Origin of the sequence: Hydrocarboniphaga sp., assembly GCF_028291725.1 — a bacterium.
Classification (GTDB): domain Bacteria; phylum Pseudomonadota; class Gammaproteobacteria; order Nevskiales; family Nevskiaceae; genus Hydrocarboniphaga.
Genome location: NZ_JAQGNT010000085.1, coordinates 45,022 through 64,700, shown reverse-complemented (window position 1 = coordinate 64,700; position 19,679 = coordinate 45,022). Strand labels below are relative to the sequence as shown.

At 63.5% G+C, this 19,679-nt stretch carries 20 protein-coding genes; 8 read left to right on the top strand and 12 right to left on the bottom strand.

The annotated features are described in order from the left end of the window. Positions 1-2: 2 nt before the first annotated feature. Both JWQ90_RS22375 and JWQ90_RS22370 read right to left on the bottom strand, forming a co-directional pair. Positions 3-500 carry a hypothetical protein gene (locus JWQ90_RS22375; RefSeq protein ID WP_299697214.1) on the bottom strand — a complete coding sequence of 166 codons (498 nt, stop codon included), beginning with the start codon at positions 498-500 and terminating at the stop codon, positions 3-5. Between the two features lie 167 nt (positions 501-667). Next, entirely contained in the window at positions 668-1,510 is an 843-nt protein-coding gene (locus tag JWQ90_RS22370) for an SDR family NAD(P)-dependent oxidoreductase (RefSeq protein ID WP_299697213.1), read from the bottom strand. A gap of 73 nt (positions 1,511-1,583) precedes the next feature. On the opposite strand from JWQ90_RS22370, the gene JWQ90_RS22365 reads away from it, so the two are divergent. Together JWQ90_RS22365 and JWQ90_RS22360 are read left to right on the top strand one after the other, a co-directional pair. Further along, complete coding sequence (locus JWQ90_RS22365; protein ID WP_299697212.1) at positions 1,584-2,222, top strand: TetR/AcrR family transcriptional regulator; 639 nt, start codon at positions 1,584-1,586, stop codon at positions 2,220-2,222. A gap of 176 nt (positions 2,223-2,398) precedes the next feature. Then, the gene (locus JWQ90_RS22360) at positions 2,399-3,259 is read left to right on the top strand and encodes a metal-dependent hydrolase (RefSeq protein WP_299697211.1); all 861 of its coding nucleotides are present in this window, start codon (positions 2,399-2,401) and stop codon (positions 3,257-3,259) included. 430 nt (positions 3,260-3,689) lie between these two features. On the opposite strand, the gene JWQ90_RS22355 is transcribed toward JWQ90_RS22360, so the two are convergent. The 3 genes from JWQ90_RS22355 to JWQ90_RS22345 all read right to left on the bottom strand — a co-directional run bounded on the left by JWQ90_RS22355 (position 3,690) and on the right by JWQ90_RS22345 (position 6,516). Then, positions 3,690-4,172 carry a hypothetical protein gene (locus JWQ90_RS22355; RefSeq protein ID WP_299697210.1) on the bottom strand — a complete coding sequence of 161 codons (483 nt, stop codon included), beginning with the start codon at positions 4,170-4,172 and terminating at the stop codon, positions 3,690-3,692. A 149-nt stretch (positions 4,173-4,321) separates the two neighbouring features. Then, positions 4,322-6,148, bottom strand: a complete 1,827-nt coding sequence (locus tag JWQ90_RS22350; RefSeq protein ID WP_299697209.1) for a long-chain-acyl-CoA synthetase — start codon at positions 6,146-6,148, stop codon at positions 4,322-4,324. Then, positions 6,145-6,516, bottom strand: coding sequence for a hypothetical protein (locus JWQ90_RS22345; protein ID WP_299697208.1), 372 nt, complete (start codon positions 6,514-6,516; stop codon positions 6,145-6,147). The genes JWQ90_RS22350 and JWQ90_RS22345 overlap by 4 nt, the downstream gene beginning before the upstream one ends. A 197-nt stretch (positions 6,517-6,713) precedes the next feature. Between JWQ90_RS22345 and JWQ90_RS22340 the strand changes: the two genes are divergently transcribed. Continuing rightward, positions 6,714-7,112 (top strand): PilZ domain-containing protein, encoded by a 399-nt coding sequence (locus JWQ90_RS22340; protein WP_299697207.1) that lies wholly within the window; start codon positions 6,714-6,716, stop codon positions 7,110-7,112. Positions 7,113-7,264: 152 nt separating this feature from the next. On the opposite strand, the gene JWQ90_RS22335 is transcribed toward JWQ90_RS22340, so the two are convergent. After that, the gene (locus JWQ90_RS22335; protein ID WP_299697206.1) at positions 7,265-7,726 is read right to left on the bottom strand and encodes a phasin family protein; all 462 of its coding nucleotides are present in this window, start codon (positions 7,724-7,726) and stop codon (positions 7,265-7,267) included. A gap of 177 nt (positions 7,727-7,903) precedes the next feature. Between JWQ90_RS22335 and JWQ90_RS22330 the strand changes: the two genes are divergently transcribed. Both JWQ90_RS22330 and JWQ90_RS22325 read left to right on the top strand, forming a co-directional pair. Beyond that, positions 7,904-9,244, top strand: coding sequence for a YihY/virulence factor BrkB family protein (locus JWQ90_RS22330; protein ID WP_299697205.1), 1,341 nt, complete (start codon positions 7,904-7,906; stop codon positions 9,242-9,244). 193 nt (positions 9,245-9,437) lie between these two features. Beyond that, entirely contained in the window at positions 9,438-11,126 is a 1,689-nt protein-coding gene (locus JWQ90_RS22325) for an AMP-binding protein (protein ID WP_299697204.1), read from the top strand. Between the two features lie 122 nt (positions 11,127-11,248). Here the strand turns inward: JWQ90_RS22325 and minE are convergent, their stop codons facing one another. The 3 genes from minE to minC all read right to left on the bottom strand — a co-directional run bounded on the left by minE (position 11,249) and on the right by minC (position 13,136). Next, positions 11,249-11,512 carry a cell division topological specificity factor MinE gene (gene minE, locus JWQ90_RS22320; protein WP_299697203.1) on the bottom strand — a complete coding sequence of 88 codons (264 nt, stop codon included), beginning with the start codon at positions 11,510-11,512 and terminating at the stop codon, positions 11,249-11,251. A gap of 2 nt (positions 11,513-11,514) precedes the next feature. Continuing rightward, the gene (gene minD / locus JWQ90_RS22315; protein WP_299697202.1) at positions 11,515-12,324 is read right to left on the bottom strand and encodes a septum site-determining protein MinD; all 810 of its coding nucleotides are present in this window, start codon (positions 12,322-12,324) and stop codon (positions 11,515-11,517) included. 80 nt (positions 12,325-12,404) lie between these two features. Continuing rightward, a complete protein-coding gene (gene minC / locus JWQ90_RS22310) occupies positions 12,405-13,136 on the bottom strand; it encodes a septum site-determining protein MinC (RefSeq protein WP_299697201.1) in 732 nt (243 codons plus the stop codon). Positions 13,137-13,331: 195 nt separating this feature from the next. Between minC and JWQ90_RS22305 the strand changes: the two genes are divergently transcribed. From JWQ90_RS22305 to JWQ90_RS22295, 3 genes are all read left to right on the top strand, one after another. After that, on the top strand, positions 13,332-14,879 hold the full coding sequence (locus JWQ90_RS22305; RefSeq protein WP_366919575.1) for a circularly permuted type 2 ATP-grasp protein: 1,548 nt from the start codon (positions 13,332-13,334) through the stop codon (positions 14,877-14,879). Beyond that, on the top strand, positions 14,879-15,823 hold the full coding sequence (locus JWQ90_RS22300) for an alpha-E domain-containing protein (RefSeq protein WP_299697199.1): 945 nt from the start codon (positions 14,879-14,881) through the stop codon (positions 15,821-15,823). Before JWQ90_RS22305 ends, JWQ90_RS22300 begins: the two co-directional genes overlap by 1 nt. A 170-nt stretch (positions 15,824-15,993) precedes the next feature. Next, on the top strand, positions 15,994-16,590 hold the full coding sequence (locus tag JWQ90_RS22295) for an HNH endonuclease (protein WP_299697198.1): 597 nt from the start codon (positions 15,994-15,996) through the stop codon (positions 16,588-16,590). 401 nt (positions 16,591-16,991) lie between these two features. Here JWQ90_RS22295 and JWQ90_RS22290 read toward each other — a convergent pair whose 3' ends face one another. From JWQ90_RS22290 to JWQ90_RS22280, 3 genes are all read right to left on the bottom strand, one after another. Further along, the gene (locus tag JWQ90_RS22290) at positions 16,992-17,588 is read right to left on the bottom strand and encodes a MarR family transcriptional regulator (RefSeq protein ID WP_299697197.1); all 597 of its coding nucleotides are present in this window, start codon (positions 17,586-17,588) and stop codon (positions 16,992-16,994) included. Between the two features lie 122 nt (positions 17,589-17,710). Continuing rightward, positions 17,711-18,829 (bottom strand): NAD(P)-dependent alcohol dehydrogenase, encoded by a 1,119-nt coding sequence (locus tag JWQ90_RS22285; protein WP_299697196.1) that lies wholly within the window; start codon positions 18,827-18,829, stop codon positions 17,711-17,713. 31 nt (positions 18,830-18,860) lie between these two features. Continuing rightward, positions 18,861-19,649 (bottom strand): enoyl-CoA hydratase-related protein, encoded by a 789-nt coding sequence (locus JWQ90_RS22280; protein ID WP_299697195.1) that lies wholly within the window; start codon positions 19,647-19,649, stop codon positions 18,861-18,863. Positions 19,650-19,679: the final 30 nt, after the last annotated feature.

Sequence of the window (19,679 nt, the reverse complement as noted above, 5' to 3'; positions counted from 1 at the left end):
GCTCAGGCGGTTCGGGCAAGCCCGAGGCCGCGCGGCGCCATGCGCACCGCGCCGACGCCGAGCAGCACGAACAACAGCAGTACACCGGCCTGCGTGGCAACGAACGGGCCTTCGGCCAGCGTCGGCGCGGCCGCATGCAGCAGCTCGACCTTGGTGAAGGACTGGGCGACGCCGACGAACACCAGGAAATAGACGCTGACCGTGGTCGATACCGCGTACTTCCAGCGCCAGCCGCCTTCGAGCTTGCCGACCGTGCGCGCATAGACCGCGATCGTCAGCGCGATCAGCGACAGGATGCCAACGCCGTGCGACGGCAGGAACTTCAGGAACGGGAAGCCGAAGCCGGTCACGCTGGTCGCAACCGAGGTCGCCAGATACGGCAGGTCAATGGCCGACAGAGACTTGCCGCTGAGCAGGCCGCCGATCGAGACGAGGCCGAGCAGCAGCGCGACCACGCTGAGCACGGTGTGGATGATGGTGAAAGTCGACGAATCGAACATGGCATTCCCCTGGCTGACGGACCCCAAGCCTGAATTCTGCACTTCCCCCAGCGCGGCCGCTGGCACTCGGGGGATTTCCCGTCGGCAATCCTTTGCCGACGTGCGAATTCCGATATGCAGTCGAGGTTTCACGTCGGCAAGGGATTGCCGACCTTCACCGTCTCGGCTCAGACGCCCTTCATGAACCAGCGTGCCAGCCATGACAGCACCACCTGGTAGAAGCTCGGGAACAGGCGCACCAGCAGATCGGTGGCCTTCGCATCGGGCCCGACCAGCACCCGGCGCGAGTTGCGCTCGACCGCGCGCAGGATGGTTTTCGCAGCCGAGTCGGCGCTGGTGATGAACAGCTTTTCGAAGTGCTCGCCGCTCTTGGTCGAGTCCTTGACCAGCAGGCCTTCGATATTGCGCGACACGCGGCCGGCGCGCGCGATGTTGGTCTTGATGCCGCCCGGATGCACGCTGGTGGCGCTGACGCCGTAGTGGGCCATGTCCAGCTCCTGGCGCAGCGCCTCGGTGAAGCCACGCACCGCGAACTTGGACGCGTTGTAGCCGCCCATGCCGGGCTGCGAGCACAGGCCGAACAGGCTCGAGGTATTGATGATGTGGCCTTCGCCGGCGGCCTTCAGATACGGCAGGAAGGCCTTGGTGCCGTAAACCACGCCCCAGAAATTGATGCCCATGATCCACTCGAAGTCGGCGTAGTCGACGCCTTCCATGGTCGAGCTCAGCGCGACGCCGGCGTTGTTGAAGATCAGGTTGATTTTGCCGTGGGCGGCAGCGCTGCTGGCGGCCCAGTCCTCCATCGCCTGGCGGTCGGCGACATCGACGATAGCGGTGGTGACCGTCACGCCGTGGGTGCGCGCCAGCTCGGCGGTGCCGGCCAGGCCTTCCGGGTTGACGTCGCTGAGCGCCAGGTGGCAGCCGCGCTGCGCGAGCTGCACCGCCAGGGTGCGGCCCATACCGGAACCAGCGCCGGTGATGGCCGCGACGCGACCGGAAAAGTCCTTCATGCAATCTCCTGCTTATTTTGACAACATATGATGTCACTTTGCATCTGACAACGCCGGGAGTCAATATGCCGGCATGGTTGAAACCGCAAAGACTGCAGGCCGGCCGTATCGGGGCGCCAGCGCCGACGAGCGCCGCGACGAGCGCAAGCGCCGGCTGATCGAGGCCGGGATCAAGGTCATCGGCCGCGAAGGCTATGCGGCGACCACGGTGCGTGCGGTCTGCGCCGAGGCCGGCCTGACCGAGCGCTATTTCTACGAGGCGATCGGCGACCGCGAACGCCTGCTCGGCGCGGTCTACGCGCACCTGGTGCAGCAGCTGCAGGCGCAGATCGCACAGACCATCCTCGCGGCCGGCACCGAGTCACCAAGCGAGCTGGCGCGTCTGGGCCTGAGCGGCTATTTCGGCGCGATGCGCGACAACCCGGATGCCGCGCGCATCCTGCTGTTCGAGATCCTCGGCGTCAGCCCGGAGGTCACGCGCCTGAGTCAGAGCGCGGTCGCCGACTTCGCGATGCTGATCCGGATGACCGCCCGGCGCCTGCCGCAGCCGGCGGTGCCGGACCAGCTCGAAGACCTGGTCACCGCCGGCCTGGTCGGCTCGGTGGTCTTCATCGCGATGAGCTGGTTCATGGAAGGCTTCAAACGCGATCTCGACGATGTCGTGGAGAGCGCGCTGACGATCTTCAACGCGGTGGTCGCGGCCAAGGCTTAAGGAAGCTCGGCTGCGCGTTCAGTGCACGTTCGTTCACAATGCGCCGATGCCGGCTCCGAACAGAATCAATCGATTAGCAAAACCCGATCGGCGAGCCTGAATCCCATCCGTACAGGATTTGACGCACTGCAGCATCTGGCAGACCTTGGTGCACGACTGTCCGCCAAGGAGGCGCCATGCAACTCGTCCCGATACGCCGTGATCTCGATTTCGGCATCGACCGGATCGACCGCGATCTCGCCGGCCGCTGGCATCCGCGCGGCTTCCCGGTGAGCCATTTCTACAATGCGCTGTCGCTGTTCTTCCCCGAGGGCGAGCGCTTCTTCATCCACAGCGTCCGCCACTTCCGCGAGCGCATCGAAGACCCGGAGCTGAAGGCCGCGATCACCGCCTTCATCGGCCAGGAGGCGATGCACGGCCGCGAACACGATCAATACAACGATCTAATCCGCCAGGCCGGCCTGCCGGCCGACGCCCTGGAGCGCTATATCTCGACCCTGCTCGGCTGGCTCAAGGCACATTTGGGGCCGAGCACCCAGCTGTCGGTCACGCTGGCGCTGGAACACTTCACCGCGATGCTCGCGCATCTGCTGCTCAGCGAGCCCGGCCTGCTCGACGGCGCCGAGCCCAAACTCAGGGCCTTGTGGCGCTGGCATGCGGCCGAGGAAACCGAGCACAAGGCCGTGGCTTTCGACGTGTACCAGGCCGCGGTAGGCCGCGGCGCGGTGGCCTACACGCTGCGTTCCGGCGCTTTCGCGATCGTGATGCCCTTGTTTCTGGCACACGTGCTGGCGTTCCAGGCCCAGCTGCTGCGCGCCGACCCGAAACGCCCGCGCGGAATGCGGCAGTGGCTGGAATTCGGGCGTTTTCTCGGCGGCAGGCGCGGCATGCTGCGGCAGATGATCAGGCCGGGGCTGGACTACTTCCGGCCCGGCTTCCATCCCTGGGACCAGAACAATCGCGCGTTGATCGAGGCGGTCGATGAACTCGCCGCCACATACTCCAGACCGACCGCGCCGATCCGCCGGGCCGCCTGATATCGGCAGATGTTGTAGGTTGGGGTGAGCGTAAGCGAACCCCAACATTCGTCCGCGCTGATGTTGGGGTTCGCTGCGCTCACCCCAACCTACTCAACTGGTCCGAGGCCTGTTCCGCATGCGCGCGCAGGCTGCCCAGCACCTCGAACATGTCGTCCAGCGGAATGCCGAGCTTCATCAGCTCGGCACCGGCCTGCTGAGTGAAGTGGGCTCGTTGAGCGCGGCTTACGCGGCAATGCGCTAGGCCTTTTCGCTGTCGGTCGATACGCAACTGTAGGAGCGGACCTTGTCCGCGATTGAGGCCCCACCGTCACAATCGCGGACAAGGTCCGCTCCTACAGTGCTGATCGTTGAGGCTACTTCAGCTTGGCGGCGGACTTACCCAGCAACCGAGGCCTCGCCTCGGCAACGGGATTGCCGACGAGCCGCTTCAGCGCGCGGCGTTCTTGTCCAACAGCGCATCGCGCGTGCGCTCGAGGAAGGTTTCGACCAGATGGATGAACTTGCCCTGGATAAAAGGCGGCGCCACCAGACGGTAGATCAAGGGCACCGGCACGTCGCGCAACTCGCCGTGAACCTTGAAGCGGATCTCGCTGCCAGCCTTGTGTTCGACCACGCGGAACGCGCCGGCAATGCTCGCATTGCCCTTGTTAGGCAGCGGCTTCCACGACAGCTCGTTGCCGTCGGCGCTGCGCTGATAACGCGCGCCATACGTCACGTCGTGGGCGATCCTGGCCATGCGCGAACCGATGGTGCTCAGTTCCCAGACGTACTGGTCCTTGGCGACGCGTGTGAGCTTCTTCAATTTCGGGAAACGCGAAACCGTGCCTTCGATGTCATCCAGCAACGGGCGCACTTTTTCCGGAGGCAGCGCAACCGTGATGCTGCGTTCGATCTCGATGTCGACTTTCATTGGGGCTCCTCTTCAGTGCCCGGAGACTTGCACGCCGCCAGTTCCGGAACATTGGCCGCGTTCACCGGCGCCAGCGGCACAGACGCCATCCGGTGTCGGGCGCGTCATTCGAATACTTCGATCTGCGCAATCGGCAGCAACGGCGGCGCTCAGAAGCGCCAGTCTCCGCGCTGCAAGCCGGCGTAGCACTCGGCGGTCAGGGGCACGTAGGCACCGTCCTGCAGCACGTACAGTGGATCGGTCACGCGCGCCGGATCGTAGGCCTCGCGCTTCAGATCCACTTTGCGATGCTTGAAGGTCGAAGTCGTCTCCTGATCGCGGCGCAGACGCAGGAACAGCGGCACCGCATACGGCGGCAGGCACCGATGCAGCCACTGCGCCAGCGCGGCGCCGTCGAAGTCCTGGCCGCTGACGCTCAGCGAGGCCATGCCGGCGCGGCCTTCGATGCCCGGCAATTGCACGCCATAGACGACGGCCTCTGCGACGCCGGAGCTGGTGCATAGCGCCGCCTCGACCTCGGTGGTCGCGACGTTCTCGCCTTTCCAGCGGAAGGTATCGCCGACGCGGTCAACGAACTGGATGTGATGCCAGCCCTGATCGCGCACCAGGTCGCCGGTGTTGAACCAGCAATCGCCGTCCTTGAATACCTTGCGCAGCAGCTTGGTCTCGCTGGCCTTGGCGTCGGTATAGCCGTCGAAAGGCGCGCTGCGGGTGACTTCGCCGATCAGCAGGCCAACGCCGCCGGCCTCCACGCGCAGCAGGTGATTGCGCGCATCGCGCACCGGCGCTTCGGCGTCCGCATCGAAGCGCACGATCGCGTACGACAGCGGGCAATAACCCGCGGTGCGCGGCATGTTCCAGGCGTTGACGAAGGCCAGGTTGGATTCACTCGCCGAATAGAACTCGCAGATGCGCTCGATGCCGAAGCGTTGCTGGAAACTGTCCCAGATCTCCGGCCGCAGGCCGTTGCCGACGATCACGCGCAGCTTGTGCTCGCGATCCTGATCCGAGGCCGGACGGTTCAGCAGGTAGCGGCACAACTCGCCGATGTAGCAGAAACTGGTCGAGCCGCTGGCGCGGATCTCGTCCCAGAAGCGCGAGGCCGAGAACTTGCGTGACACCGCCAGCCCGGCGCCACGCGCCAGCACCGCGCCCCAGGACACCGTCAGCGCGTTGTTGTGATACAGCGGCAGGCAGCAGTACAGGATGTCGTCCTGGCGCAGACGCACCGCCGCTTCGGCCATGCCGGCCATGCCGCGAATCCAGCGGAAATGCGACATCACCGAGGCTTTCGGCAAGCCGGTGGTGCCCGAGGTGAAGATGTAGAAGGCCGGGGACTTCAGTTGAATCCGCGCGGTCACCGGCGGGTTTTCGACGGAAGCCTGGCCCAGCAGCGGACGCAGCGCGATGAAGTCTTCGGGGGCGGCGCTGTCACCGTCCCAGAACACCGACAGCGGCTCGCCCGACTCCGGAACGTAGCGCGTCGACGCGAACGCTTCGCGGCACTCCTCGCCGACGATGACCAGCCTCGCCTTGGTCAGTTTCAGGCTGTGCGTCAGCGCATCGCCGCGCTGCTGATGGTTGATCATGCCGGCGATCGCGCCGAGTTTGAGTACCGCGGCGACGCAGATCAGCACCTCGGCGCGGTTCTCCATCAGGATCGCGACCGCGTCGCCGGGCCCGATACCCTGCGCGCGCAGCACCGAGGCGACGCGGTTGGCCTGCGTGTTGAACTCGGCATAGCTCCAGCGCCGGCCTTCGAACATCAGCGCCAGCGCGTTCGGCCGCAGGCGGGCGTGATTGGCGATCAGCGCGCCGATCGAACCGCGCGCGTCGTGATGCAGTGTCACCAGCCGCACCAGACCACGCAGCACCGCCGGCAGCTCCGGCAGCATGCGCGCACCGCTGGCCAGCATGTCGATCAGGCGAATACGGTCCGTGCCGCGCTCCGCAGCCGGGTCGCCGCTAGTGCTCATGTGGGCTTGCGAGGCGGCCTGGCGGTCAGCACCGCTTCTTCGAGATAGTCCGCGACCTGCTTGAACTGCTCCGGCGTCAGCCGCGGCAGAACCTGGCGCAGGGCCATGCGGATGGTCTTGCCGGTGCTGCGGATGCCCAGATCGATCATGCCGCGCGACGCCAGGCCAAGCTTGAACACCTCGGCCGGGCGCGCGAAGAAGTAGCGCATCGTGAAATCAGTGAGATCGACGATCAACTCGCTGACCTCGTCGCTTTTGTCCGGCCCGATCTTGCCGCTACGCAGGCCTGCGGAAATCGCCGCGGCGCGCGCGCCGAGTTCGGCGGACAAGGGGGCGTTGAGATGGTACTGGGTCATGGCGGGGGTCATGGTGGCGGGCGATCCTCAACCGTAGCGCGGGGCGCGAACAGGGCGGCGCGGCCAGCCAAGCTTGGCGTAACAGCCAAAAACTGCAGATTTCCGGCGACCGGCCGATATCGCAGTGGTAGCCGTCCCGATCCACAAACCCAACCACCGTCGTCTGCCCGAATGAATACCGCCCCATTCTGCACTGCGGCAGCTCGCTGATGACAGACGTCCAGCGTCGCAGCGTGTTTCGCGTGCCGGTCGCCGAGCCGGGCTGGCTGACCGCGGCCTTGTTCGACGACAGCGGCGAACAGGTCGGCGCCGTCGTGCTGGATCTGTCGCGCGCCGGCATCGGCGCACGCCTGCCGGCCGGGATGCAAGTGGAGCGCGGCGTGCGACTGCGCTGCCGCCTGAGTTTCGACGAGGCGCTGCTCGATACCGAAGTGACGGTGCGCAACTGCACCCCCGACGATGCTTCGACGCGGCTGGGCATGGAATTCACCGCGCTCGCGCCGCTGCAGGATTCGATCCTCAGCCGCGCGGTGTTCCGGCTGCAGCGCTATCTACTACGCCGGCAGCGGAACCGGATGGCGACAAGACCCGGCCGGTTTTCAAGATGATCCCCGGCCAAGCAATCGCAGGGTAGGTCGGCAATCCCTTGCCGACGTGCGACTTGCGCAAATGAAGAAGGGCTGAAGCACCTGCGTGCTTCAGCCCTTATCGAACTTCTGTGCTTTGCAGGTCGACCTGAAGGCCGACTTACGCTGCGTTCTTAGGCAGCCTTCTTGGTCGCAGCCTTCTTGGCCGGAGCCTTACGCGCGGTTTTCTTGGCCGGCGCTTTCTTGGCGACCGCGGCGCCGGAGAGCTTGGCGCTGACCGTCGCATAGCCCTTTTTGACGATCTTCACGACTTCGCCGCTGGTCTTGGTGACGACCGTGAGGGTGTCGTTGTAAGCCGACACGACGCGCTCGCGGCCGTCCGGCAAGTAGTCGATCGGCGCGGCGGCAACGGCCTTGAAACCGGCGCTCTTGGCCTTTTCGAAGCTGCTCTGGAACGTAGCGAGCAGGTCCTTGCCGGCTTCGATCTGGGTCTTGACGACGGTCTGCACGCCGTCGACGACGACGTCGTTGGCCTTCAGCAGCGCATCAACCGACAGGGTCACGACTTCCTGGCCGATGGCGACCAGCGGCTCAACACGGCCCTTCACATCACTCACGATCGTCTGCACAGTCATCACTTCACTCCTTAAGCTTGGGTACGGCCGGTTTCCCGAACTGAGAAACCTTGGCCTGTTTGGAATGCGATGTTGCACTGCAACAACGCGACAACCGCAGAATATTTTTGCACTGCAACAAAGTCAAGTGCCAACCGAGCAACGGCTGCCGCTGCATAGGCCTTTAGGATCGTGCCAATGAAACCGTCCCCGAAACCGTCCCCGATTGGCCGTCTGCGTGCCCTGCTTTGGGATGAGCGCGTGCTGCAGGCCCGCCATCACCGGGTTCTGATGCGGTGCGGGCGCTACACCTACGCCGTGGTTCGCGACCTGCTCGCCGGCGATCTGTCGCTGCGCGCAATGAGCCTGGTCTACACGACGCTGCTGTCGATCGTGCCGCTGCTGGCGCTGGGTTTTTCGGTGCTCAAGGCGCTGGGCGCGCACAACAGCCTGGAGCCGGTGCTGGCCGAATTCCTGCGCCCGCTGGGGCCGCAGGCCGCCGAGATTTCGGCCAAGGTGATGGCCTTCATCGAGAAGATCCAGGTCGGCGTACTCAGCTCGGTCGGCGTCGCGCTGCTGTTCTACACCGCGATTTCGCTGATCCAGAAAGTCGAGTCCAGCTTCAACTTCATCTGGCGTATCGAGCACCAGCGGCCGTTCGCGCAGCGCATCGGCGAATACTTCGGCGTGCTGATGGTCGGGCCGGTGTTGGTGTTCGCGGCGCTGGGCCTGACCGCGAGCGTGCTCAACAGCGGCGTCGTCGCCAATATCGCCAGCTACCAGCCTTTCGGCTGGTTGATCTATCTGCTGACCCGGGTGATCCCGTACCTGATCATCGTCGGTCTTTTCAGCTTCATGTACAGCTTCCTGGTCAATGCCAAGGTGCGCTGGAGCGCGGCGCTGGCCGGCGGGCTGACCGCGGGCGTGCTGTGGCAGACCGGCAGCCTGCTGTTCGCCTCGTTCGTCGCCAATGCCAGCAACTACAACGCGGTGTATTCCAGCTTTGCGATCGTGATTTTCCTGCTGATCTGGATCTATGTTGGCTGGCTGGTCCTGCTGATCGGTTGCCAGCTCGCGTTCTACGTGCAGAACCCGCGGCATCTGGACCCGTCGCGGCGCGCCACCCAGATCGCCGGCCGCGAAGCCGAATACCTCGCGCTGACGATCATGGCGCTGGCTGCGCAGCGCTTCATCGGCGGTGACAAGGGGCTGACCCAGGACGATCTGATCGATGGCATCGACGCGCCGCCGGAGAATGTCACGCATACGATCGAGGCCTTGATCGAGTGCGAATATCTGATCGAATCCGGCCCGGCCCGCGCGCTGCTGCTGCCGGCCCGCGATCCGGCAGCGATCTACCTGGGTGCGATGTGGCGCTCGCTGCGTTCTCATGGCATGGCGGTGCGCGTGCGCGGCCCGCTTGGCCATAGCATTGCGGCGCTGCTCGATTCCGCCGAGATCTGCTTCGACGCCAAGGGCGGCGATCTGAATCTGCGCGACTGGCTGATGAAGCAGACACCGGCAGAAACCGCCGAATAGTGCCCGGTCTCCAAGCCGGCGACATACCGCCGAAACACCGGGCGAAGGGTGCGCCGCGCTCGCTGACAGGGGTTCGCGGCGCGGTTTCGAATCCCCTATCATCCGGCGACCGCGGGGGACGAGCCGTGCCGCGGATCGAGCCTGAAAAACACTATATAAACGCATTAAGAACGACAGGGCAGGACTCTCGCCAATGACTGGGAACAAGGCCGCTGCCAGCGGCAAGATCTGGCTCTCGCAGTATTCGCCGGGCGTGCCGGCCGAGATCGACCTGGGCACTTATCAGTCGGTCGTGGACATCCTGGAATCTGCCTGCAAGCGCTATCGCAACCTGCTCGCCTACGAATGCATGGGCATCAGCATCAGCTACGACGAGCTCGACAGGCTCACGCAGGATTTCGCCAGCTATCTGCAGAACGTGCTCGGGCTCAACGCCGGCGATCGCGTCGCGATCATGCTGCCGAACCTGCTGCAGTATCCGGTGGTGATGTTCGGCATCCTGCGCGCCGGCCTGATCGTGGTGAACGTCAACCCGCTGTACACGCCGCGCGAACTCGAGCACCAGCTCAACGACAGCGGCGCGCGGGCGATCGTGATCATCGAGAATTTCTGCGTGACCTTGCAGCAGGTACTGCCGAAAACCAAGGTCGAGACCGTGATCACCACCGAGATCGGCGACCTGGCGCCGTTCCCGAAACGCCCGCTGATGAATTTCGTCGTCAAGCGCGTCAAGAAGATGGTGCCGGACTGGAATATTCCGGGCACGGTGCCGCTGCGCAAGGCGCTGGCGCGCGGACGGTCGCAGCCGTATCACCGCGCGACGGTCAAGCAGGAGGACACCGCATTCCTGCAGTACACCGGCGGTACCACCGGCGTGTCCAAAGGTGCGCAGCTGCTACATCGCAACATCGTCGGCAACGTGCTGCAGGCACGAGCCTGGCTCAGCGGCTATCTGAATGAAGGCAAAGAGCTGATCATCACCGCGCTGCCGCTGTACCACATCTTCGCGTTGACCGCGAACTGCCTGGTGTTCCTGTCGGTCGGCGGCAAGAACGTGCTGATCCCAAACCCGCGCGACATGCCGGGCTTCATCGCCGAGCTGCGCAAGCACAGGTTCACCGCCGTCACCGGCGTCAACACGCTGTTCAACGGCCTGCTCAACACGCCGGGTTTCGCCGACCTGGATTTCTCATCGCTGCGCTTCACGCTCGGCGGCGGCGCCGCGGTGCAGCAGGCGGTCGCGGAACGCTGGAAGAAAGTCACCGGCAAGCCGCTGTCCGAAGCCTACGGCCTGACCGAAACCTCGCCGGCCGTCTGCATCAATCCGATGAGCTCGCTGGAATGGAACGGCACGATCGGCACACCGATCCCGTCGACCGACGTGGTGCTGCGCGACGACGACAACCACGACGTCGCGGCAGGTGAACCCGGCGAGCTGTGCGTGAAAGGCCCGCAGGTGATGGCCGGCTACTGGAACCTGCCGGAAGAAACCGCAAAAGTGATGACCGCGGACGGCTACCTGCGCACCGGCGATATCGCGACGATGGACGAGCGCGGCTACTTCAAGATCGTCGATCGCAAGAAGGACATGATCATCGTCTCGGGCTTCAACGTATATCCGAACGAGATCGAGGACGTGGTCGCCAAGCACAGCGGCGTGCTCGAGTGCGCCTGCGTCGGCGTGCCCGACGACAAGAGCGGCGAGGCGGTGAAGGTGGTCGTCGTCAAGCGTGATCCGGATCTGACGGTCGCTGCGCTGCGCGAGCACTGCAAGATTTATCTGACCGGCTACAAGATCCCGAAGATCATCGAGTTCCGCACCGAGCTGCCGAAGTCGCCGATCGGCAAGATCCTGCGCAAGGAGCTGCGCGGCAAGGCTTGAATTGTCGCGTCTGCTCCTTCCCCCGCCTGCGGGGGAAGGCCGGGATGGGGGCGCGACGGTAATCCGCGACATCCGCCCCCACCCCGGCCCTCCCCCGCTATGCAGGGGAGGGAGACGGAAAATCAGCTGCGTTCCGGCAGCGAAATCGTCATCGCCAGCACTTCGTCGCCGTCTTCACGCTTGATGTCGACATGCACCGCCGAATCGTCCACCGGCACGTACTTGCGCACCACCGCCAGCAGTTCCTCGCGCAGCCGCGTCAGGTATTCCGGGCCGTTGGCGCGGCCGGCACGCTGATGCGACACCACCACCAGCAGGCGCTCCTTGGCGGTCTGCGCACTGGCTTTCTGTTCGGTGCGAAACAGCTTCATCCAGTCGAAGGCCATGATCAGCCTCCGAACAGTTTGCTGAGCAGGCCCTTCTTCTCAGCGGTGATGAAGCGGTGCGGCCGATCCTCACCGAGAAAACGTGCGACCAGGTCTTCGTAGGCCTGACCGGCATCGGTCAGCTTGTCGTTGATCACCGGCGAGCCGGAGTTCGAAGCCGACAGCACGCTGCCGGATTCCGGGATGATGCCGAGCACCGGGATGCCGAGGATGTCCTTGACGTCGTCGATCGACAGCATCTCGCCCTTGAGCACGCGCGCCGGGTTGTAGCGCGTGATGACCAGATGCTCCTTGACGCGGCCGGCGCCGCTCTCGACCAGTTTGGTCTTGCTCGACAACAGGCCGAGCACACGGTCGGAGTCGCGCACCGAGGAGACTTCCGGGTTGGTGACGACCAGGGCCTCGTCGGCGAAATACATCGCCAGGTGCGCACCGCGCTCGATGCCGGCCGGCGAGTCGCAGACAATGTAGTCGAAATCCTTGGCCAGCTCGTTGAGCACTTTTTCGACCCCGGCTTCGGACAGCGCGTCCTTGTCGCGGGTCTGGCTCGCGGCCAGCACGTACAGGTTGTCGTACTGCTTGTCCCTGATCAGCGCCTGGCGCAGGTTTGCTTCTTCGTGGATCACGTTGACGAAGTCGAACACCACGCGGCGCTCGCAGCCCATGATCAGATCGAGGTTGCGCAGGCCGACGTCGAAGTCGATGACGACGGTTTTCTTGCCGCGCGCGGCCAGGCCGGTGGAGAACGAGGCGCTGGTCGTGGTTTTGCCGACGCCGCCCTTGCCTGATGTCACTACGACGATTTTCGTCACCGCTGTCCCTCTTTAAGTTCGTTGCTGCCTATTCGGCCGCTATTCGTAAATGTTCGTCCGGACCGGCGCGGCGAGCCGCATCACGAGTCCAGGCGTTCGATCTTGAGCTTGCCTTGCACAAGGCTGGCCTGCACAGCCTGGCCGCGCAAGGCGCCCTGCATCTGGTCGGCGACCGCGTAGACCCCGGCGACCGCCAGCAGGTCCGCCTCCATCTTGCGGCAGAAGATCCGCGCCGCGGTATCGCCGCGGGCTCCGGCCAGCGCGCGGCCGCGCAAGGTGCCGTAGACGTGGATGCAGCCGTCCGAGATCACTTCGGCGCCGGGGCTGACCAGCTGGGTCACGATCAGATCCGCGCCTTCGGCGTAGATCTGCTGGCCCGAGCGCACCGGCTCGGTGACGATGCGCGTCGACCGGCGCACGGCCAGCGGCGGCGCGGGAGCGGGCGCTGGCGGCGGGGGTGGAGGCGGCGGCGCCTCGACCGGCTCGGCGGTGCGGACACTGCCGCGGCCTTCGCTGACCACGTCCAGCGGCAGCACCGGCAGGCCGCAAAGCCGCGCGTCAGCGGCGAGCGCGCCCTCCATCACCGCCAGCGGCTGCATGCCCAGGTCGCGCATCAGCTTGAGCACGCCGGCGAGTTCGATCGGATACTCGCTCTCGAGAATCACCGGCAGGCCTTCGACCGCCTGCGGCATCTGCCGCGCGAAATTGCGCAGATGCGCTTCGATCGCTTTCAGATCGGGGTCGAGCACGCGCACCCGCGTCAAGGACAGCACGCGCCCTTTGAACTCCAGAGCAGGCTTGGCTTTGGGCATGGAATCGTCTACAGGAATTGTGACAGTCTAGCATCCGTGCTCGCCATCACCGAGGCCTTTGAAGGCCCCGGGCCGCACCGAAGCAGTGCGCCTATGGCCTATGTTTTGCTTCGTCTTCCTGTTAGCGTAGTTCTAGCATAGCCCCCTAGTAGTTCAACGAAAAAAAGCAGCCATCACCCTGCGGAGCTCATGGCAATCGATTGGCGGCAATACCGCTGCGAAAACTTCTACGACGAGCTGTGTGAGGCGCCCGGACGGCCCCGCGCCGCGGCCCTCAAGCTCGCCGAATATCTAGGGTCCCTGTCCGAACCGGAGATGGCCGAACGGCGGCTTGCGGCGGAGCTGGCCATCAAGGTGATGGGCATCAGCTTCACGGTGTATTCCGAGGGCAAGAATGTCGACCGCGCCTGGCCGTTCGACATCATCCCGCGGATCATCCCGCTGAGCGAATGGGTCAAGACCGAAGCCGGTCTGAAACAGCGTGCCTACGCGCTGAACCTGTTCATCCAGGATCTGTACAACGACCAGAAGATCATCAAGGACGGCGTGTTCCCGGCCGATCTGCTGAACGAGTCGGTCAACTTCCGCAAGCAGTGCGTCGGCGTCAAGCCGGCCAACGGCGTCTGGGCGCACATCTGCGGCAGCGACCTGGTGCGCGACAAGGACGGCACCATGTACGTGCTCGAGGACAACCTGCGCGTCCCGTCCGGCGTGTCCTACATGGTCGAGAACCGGCTGGTCACCAAGCGCGTGTTCCCGGAGCTGTTCGAGGCGACCACGATCCTGCCGGTCGACGACTACCCGGCCCAGCTCTACGACACGCTGGCCGCGATTTCGCCGCGTCCGCTGGACCAGCCCAACGTGGTGCTGCTGACGCCGGGCATCTTCAACTCGGCCTACTTCGAGCACGCTTACCTCGCGCAGCAGATGGGCATCGAGCTGGTCGAGGGCACCGACCTGTTCGTCGCCGACGACGACTGCGTCTACATGCGCACGATCTACGGCCCGCGCCGGGTCGACGTGATCTATCGCCGCATCGACGACCTGTTCCTCGATCCCGAAGCCTTCAATCCGGAATCGATCCTCGGCGTGCCCGGCCTGATGCGTGCCTGGATCAGCGGCCGCGTCGCGCTGGCCAACTGCCCGGGCGCCGGGGTCGCCGACGACAAGGTGGTCTACGCCTTCGTGCCGGCGATGATCAAGTACTACCTGGGCGAAGACCCGATCATCCCCAACGTGCCCAGCTTCCTGTGCATGGACCCCAAGCAGCGCGAATACGTGATTGCCAATCTCGACAAGCTGGTGGTCAAGCCGGCCAACGAATCCGGCGGCTACGGCATGCTGATCGGCCCGCGCTCGACCGCCGAAGAGCGCGAGAAATTCCGCCGCCTGATCGAGGCCAATCCGCGCAATTACATGGCCCAGCCGACACTGGCGCTGTCGACCGCACCGACGATGATGGAAGACAACACCGTGGAGCCCCGCCATCTCGATCTGCGGCCCTTCATCCTGTCGCGCGGCAGCGTCGAGTCCACGTATGTGACCACCGGCGGCCTGACCCGCGTCGCGATGATCCGCGGCTCGCTGGTGGTCAACTCCAGCCAGGGCGGCGGCGCCAAGGACACCTGGATCGTCGACATGGACGAGGCCCCGACGCAGAGCCAGAGCATGGGCAGCATGACTCAGTCGCAAACCTTGGACGGCGCCACGCCGCAGGACATCGCCGCGCGGGGTGACGACTGATGCTGTCGCGCGTCGCCAGCAACATCTATTGGCTCGGCCGCTATCTGCAGCGCGCCGAGAACACCGCGCGCCTGGTCAACGTCAACGCGCTGCTACTGCTCGACCTGCCGCGCGGCATCCCGTTCGGTTGGCAGCCGCTGGTCCAGATCGTCGGCTCCGACGAGTTGTACCGCTCGCTGTACGGCGAGGACTACAGCGAATCCAACGTCGTGCGTTATCTGCTGCTGGACCAGCGCAACCCGGGCTCGATCCACAGCTCGCTGCACGCCGCGCGCGAGATCCTGCGCACGGTGCGCGACGCGACCCCGCGCGAAGTCTGGGAAAAGCTCAACGACCTGCATTACTACGTGATCGGCCAGGGCGAAGGCGCGCTCAGCCGCTCGCGACGCGGCGCGTTCCTGCAGCGCGTGATCGACGGCACGATGCTGGTCTACGCGGTGCTCAGCTTCAACATGAGCCAGGATGTCGGCTTCCAGTTTTTGCGCATCGGCACCAGCCTCGAACAGGCCGACATGACCACGCGCATCCTCGACGTGCGCTCGACGTCCCTGCTCGACCCGACCGGCCGCGCCGAGCAGCTGGCGCCGCTGTACAACATCCAGTGGATGAGTGTGCTGCGCTCGCTGACCGCCTACCAGATGTATCGCCGGCATGTGAAAGCGCGCGTCAACCGCACCGGCGTGCTGCGCTTTTTGCTGCAGAATCGCGAGTTCCCGCGCAGCGTGACGTTCTGCCTCAGCGCGGTGGCGTCGACACTGCCGCATCTGCCGGAAGCGCGCAGCGTCGAGCGCACACTGTGGCGAGTGCGGGCCCTGGTTCAGGACGCCAACGTCGACAAGCTGGTAGAAGAAGGCCTGCATGAGTTGATCGACGAGATCCAGCTGGGCCTTAGCGACCTGCACGAGGCCTTGGCGGAAGTCTTTTTCAAGACTCCCGATATCTGAGTTTTTTTATCGATCAAAGCTGTAATTGGTGGTGGTTGCTAACACGCCCCGCCAGTGTCTTAGAATGGCCATGCTGCGCGCTCATACTGCGGGCGCCACGGCGCTGGCAAATGGCATAGCAATATCAACGACAAAGGATGCATTGGTTGGCGTGGCGAAACGGAGCGGTGATGATCCCTTCGATTTTGAAACTGGATGCTGGCGGCTTGCCGGTCGGCTGGATACGCTGGCAATCGGCGGCGACCCTGTATGCGCGCAAGCGCGTCTGCTGGGAGGCTGGGGCCGAGCGTTTCCGGATCTTCGGCGGCCTCAACGCCAGCACCGGCGAACGCTCCGCCATCGAAATCGGCTCGATCATCGCGGTCACCGACCGCTCCCGTAAATTCGCCGCCGGCGCGCCGCTGCTGACCAACCGCACGCTGTTCCAGCGCGACCACAACCTGTGCCTGTACTGCGGCAACCAGTTCTCGCCCTCGGTACTGACTCGCGACCACGTGATCCCGGCTTCGCGCGGCGGCGAGAACGTGTGGATCAACTGCGTCACCGCCTGCGAGCGCTGCAATCACAAAAAAGCCAACCGCACGCCCGAAGAAGCCGGCATGAAACTGCTGGCGGTGCCGTACACACCCAACCTCGCCGAGTATCTGATACTCAGCAACCGCCGTATCCTTGCCGATCAGATGGAGTTCCTGCTGAACTTCTCTGCAAAAAAAACACGCCGTGAAACGACAATTAAGTCCGGCAATGCTAAATCGCTGCGTCAATGAGCTAAATGGTTTGCGAAATAAGTAGCGGGCAAATCAGACGCTTACTCGAAAAGAGACGGTTAGCATCTGAATCAGCAAGTGGCAGCGCATGCGCGTCGGGCCACAGAATCCAGCGCGAACTGATGGCCTGAGTCTTCCAGCTTACTAAGCTGAATTTTAACTCCTGCATTTTTGGAGACAGGCTACCGGTCGCTTTGCGCTTCGCGGATGCGATTGGCGAGATCCTTACGGCTGCGCCTGCTACCGATATTCCCGAGGTACCACTCCCGTTTCGCCATTACTGTTCATAGAACAACTGACCAGCGTTATGGAGAAGGCCGTTTTACATCAGCCTTTGCTGGTCATAAGAGTCTGAACAGAACAGGCCTGAAATGATCGATCTCGGGCAAGCGGCGAGAGGGTCAGTTCTCGATACGTGGCAGAAGTCTTTGCTTCAAGTCGTGCTTGATAGTTACCAGCATCCGAGCTAAAGCCGCACGCTCCTCCTCCGAAAGGCTGCCCAATATCTGGCTTCCATATTGTCCCGCCAGTATCGACATCTGCCGAATCACGTGGTGAGCAGGGCGAACCAGATAGACCCTTTTCACTCTTTTATCGTATGGATCATCGCGACGTTCGACCCAACCCGCAGCTTCGAGCGACGTAAGGATGGCACCGGCCTGAGCTTTCTTGACCTCGAGCAATTCCGACAACTGCGTCTGTACGAGACCGTCGTGCCGCGACAATTGAGCTAAAACAGACCACTGCACGCGGGTAATCCCCAGCGGCCTCATGAATTCGTCGTATGCTTCTCGATGCATTCTTGCTACATCGTAAATCAGAAAACACAGGCGGATACTTTCTTTATGCTCGCTTTCGCTGACATCTGAATTTGATGGATGGGCGGATCTCTGCGCAGGGCTAAACTCAACCGGCTCGGCCAAACCGTGCGAAGCTCGGATTTCTGCCATGACTTTCGTCATTCTTGCTGTGGTCTGAGGCCTTGAAGCCGATTTCATATAAGGAGTCTGCAGTTATAAGTATTACATTCAAAACGCTGATTCAATCGGCAGTTCCGGCAACAAAGCGCCAGCGGATTCAACCAAGCAGATAATCCGCTGCATTCTTGACCCATTGCCATTCAGAAAATCAACACGGGCTTGATCGCTTCGCCCCTCTCGGAAGAGTGCGCTGCCTCGTTGATTTGGCTGAAGGGAAACTTGGTGATCAGGCGGTCGAACGGAAATTTCCCTGCTCGATAGAACGCGAGCAATCTTGGAATAAATTCCTGGGGATCGCTGTCGCCTTCTGTGATGCATTTGACCCCGATTCCGCGGACCAGCATGCTCATCATGCTTGCCGGCAGCGTGGCGTCAGGCGGCGGAATGCCAAGCAGGCCCAGCATGCCGTTGGGCAGCATCGTCTCGACGGCGATACCGACGACCGCAGGATTGCCGGTGGTGTCTAGCGCATAGCGGACACCGCCGCCGCTGAGTTTCTTTACCGACGCCAGTACGTCGGTAGTCGCCTTTGGATCTATTACATGAGTGGCCCCCAATTCGAGCGCCAAAACACGCCTAGCCGCATTGGGCTCAACCACGATTACGATTCCTGCATCGACGGCCCGAGCACCGAGCAAGGCGCTGAGGCCCACTGCGCCGCCGCCGAAGATCACCAGTGACTGGCCGGCCTTGATAGCGAGTGCGTTTATGGCCGCGCCCGCGCCAGTCTGGATGCCGCAACCCAGCGGGCCGAGGATCTCGAGCGGCAGATCCTTGTCGACGGGAATCGCGTTGATCTCGTGCGCAATGGCATAAGTGGAAAACGACGATTGCCCGAAGAAATTAGCGTGAATCACCGCTCCGTTCTGACTCACCGCGCTGGTCCCGTCTGCAGGCCGCACGCCGGAGAAATTGTTTGGAAAGAAATTGAAGCAGTACGCCGGCTTGGACTCGGCACAGCTCGGACATTCCAGGCAGGAATTGAAACTCAGCACCACGTGATCGCCAGGCTTGACCCGGCTCACTTTGGCACCGATCGACTCGACGACACCGGAGCCTTCATGTCCCAACACGATGGGCAGCGGCACCGGAAAACCATCGCGGGCCACAATGTCGGTATGGCACATGCCGCACCCGACCATGCGCAGGCGCACTTCGTAATCGCGCGGAGCGGCAACGCTCACGTCTTCGATATCGAAAGTTCCGCCAACTTTGCGGACCAGCGCGGCCTTGGAGCTGATTTCCTGCGTTGCGCTCATTTGGTTCTCTCCTCTTTTATGGTTATAGACACTACTGGCCGGTAAAGCGGGGTTTCCGCTTTTCGACAAACGCGGTGATTCCTTCACGAGCGTCGTTGCCGGCGGCCACGCGGCTAAGGGCCTGCGCTTCGTCTTCAAGCTGAGCCTCGAAGGGCTGCGCAAGCGAGCGACTCATGAGACGGCGGATTTCGCCGTAGGCCCGCGTGGGGCCCTGGGCAAGCTTGATGGCCGCCTTTTCCGCCTCGACGAACAGCATCGCATCATCGACAACGTAGTCGACCAGACCTGCGGTAGCCGCGTCCTCGGCATTCAAAACTTCCGAGAGAATCAGGAAGCGGCGTGCTCGCGAAATGCCCATGCGCGAAGCCAGACCGGTGGAAGCGCCCGCATCGCAGCTGTAGCCAATCTGGGAATAGGCCGCACCGAATTTCACCGATCGCGCACTGAACACCAGATCGCTGTGGGCAACCAATGCACAGGCACCGCCCATGCAGGTGGCATGTACCGCCGCAACGATGGGCGCATTGAGGCGCGCCATCCTGGCGGCGCCCATATGCAGGCCGGCCGTCCAGTCGCGGATCTTGTCGGGCAGGACATCGATGTTCTTCGAGAACATCTGGATATCGCCGCCCACGCTGAAGAACTTGCCATGGGCCGTGATGAGAACGGCGCGCACTTCCTTGCGGCTGGACAACTCGTTGGCGACATTGCCCCAATCGGAACAGAACGCTGCGTTGAAGGGATTGCCGATGTCGGCTTGGTTGAGCGCAATCCGAGCAAGACCGTCGCTCACGTCTAGTGTGATCGATTCGTATGTCACCTGCTTCTCCTCGTTCCAATCTGTGTGCGT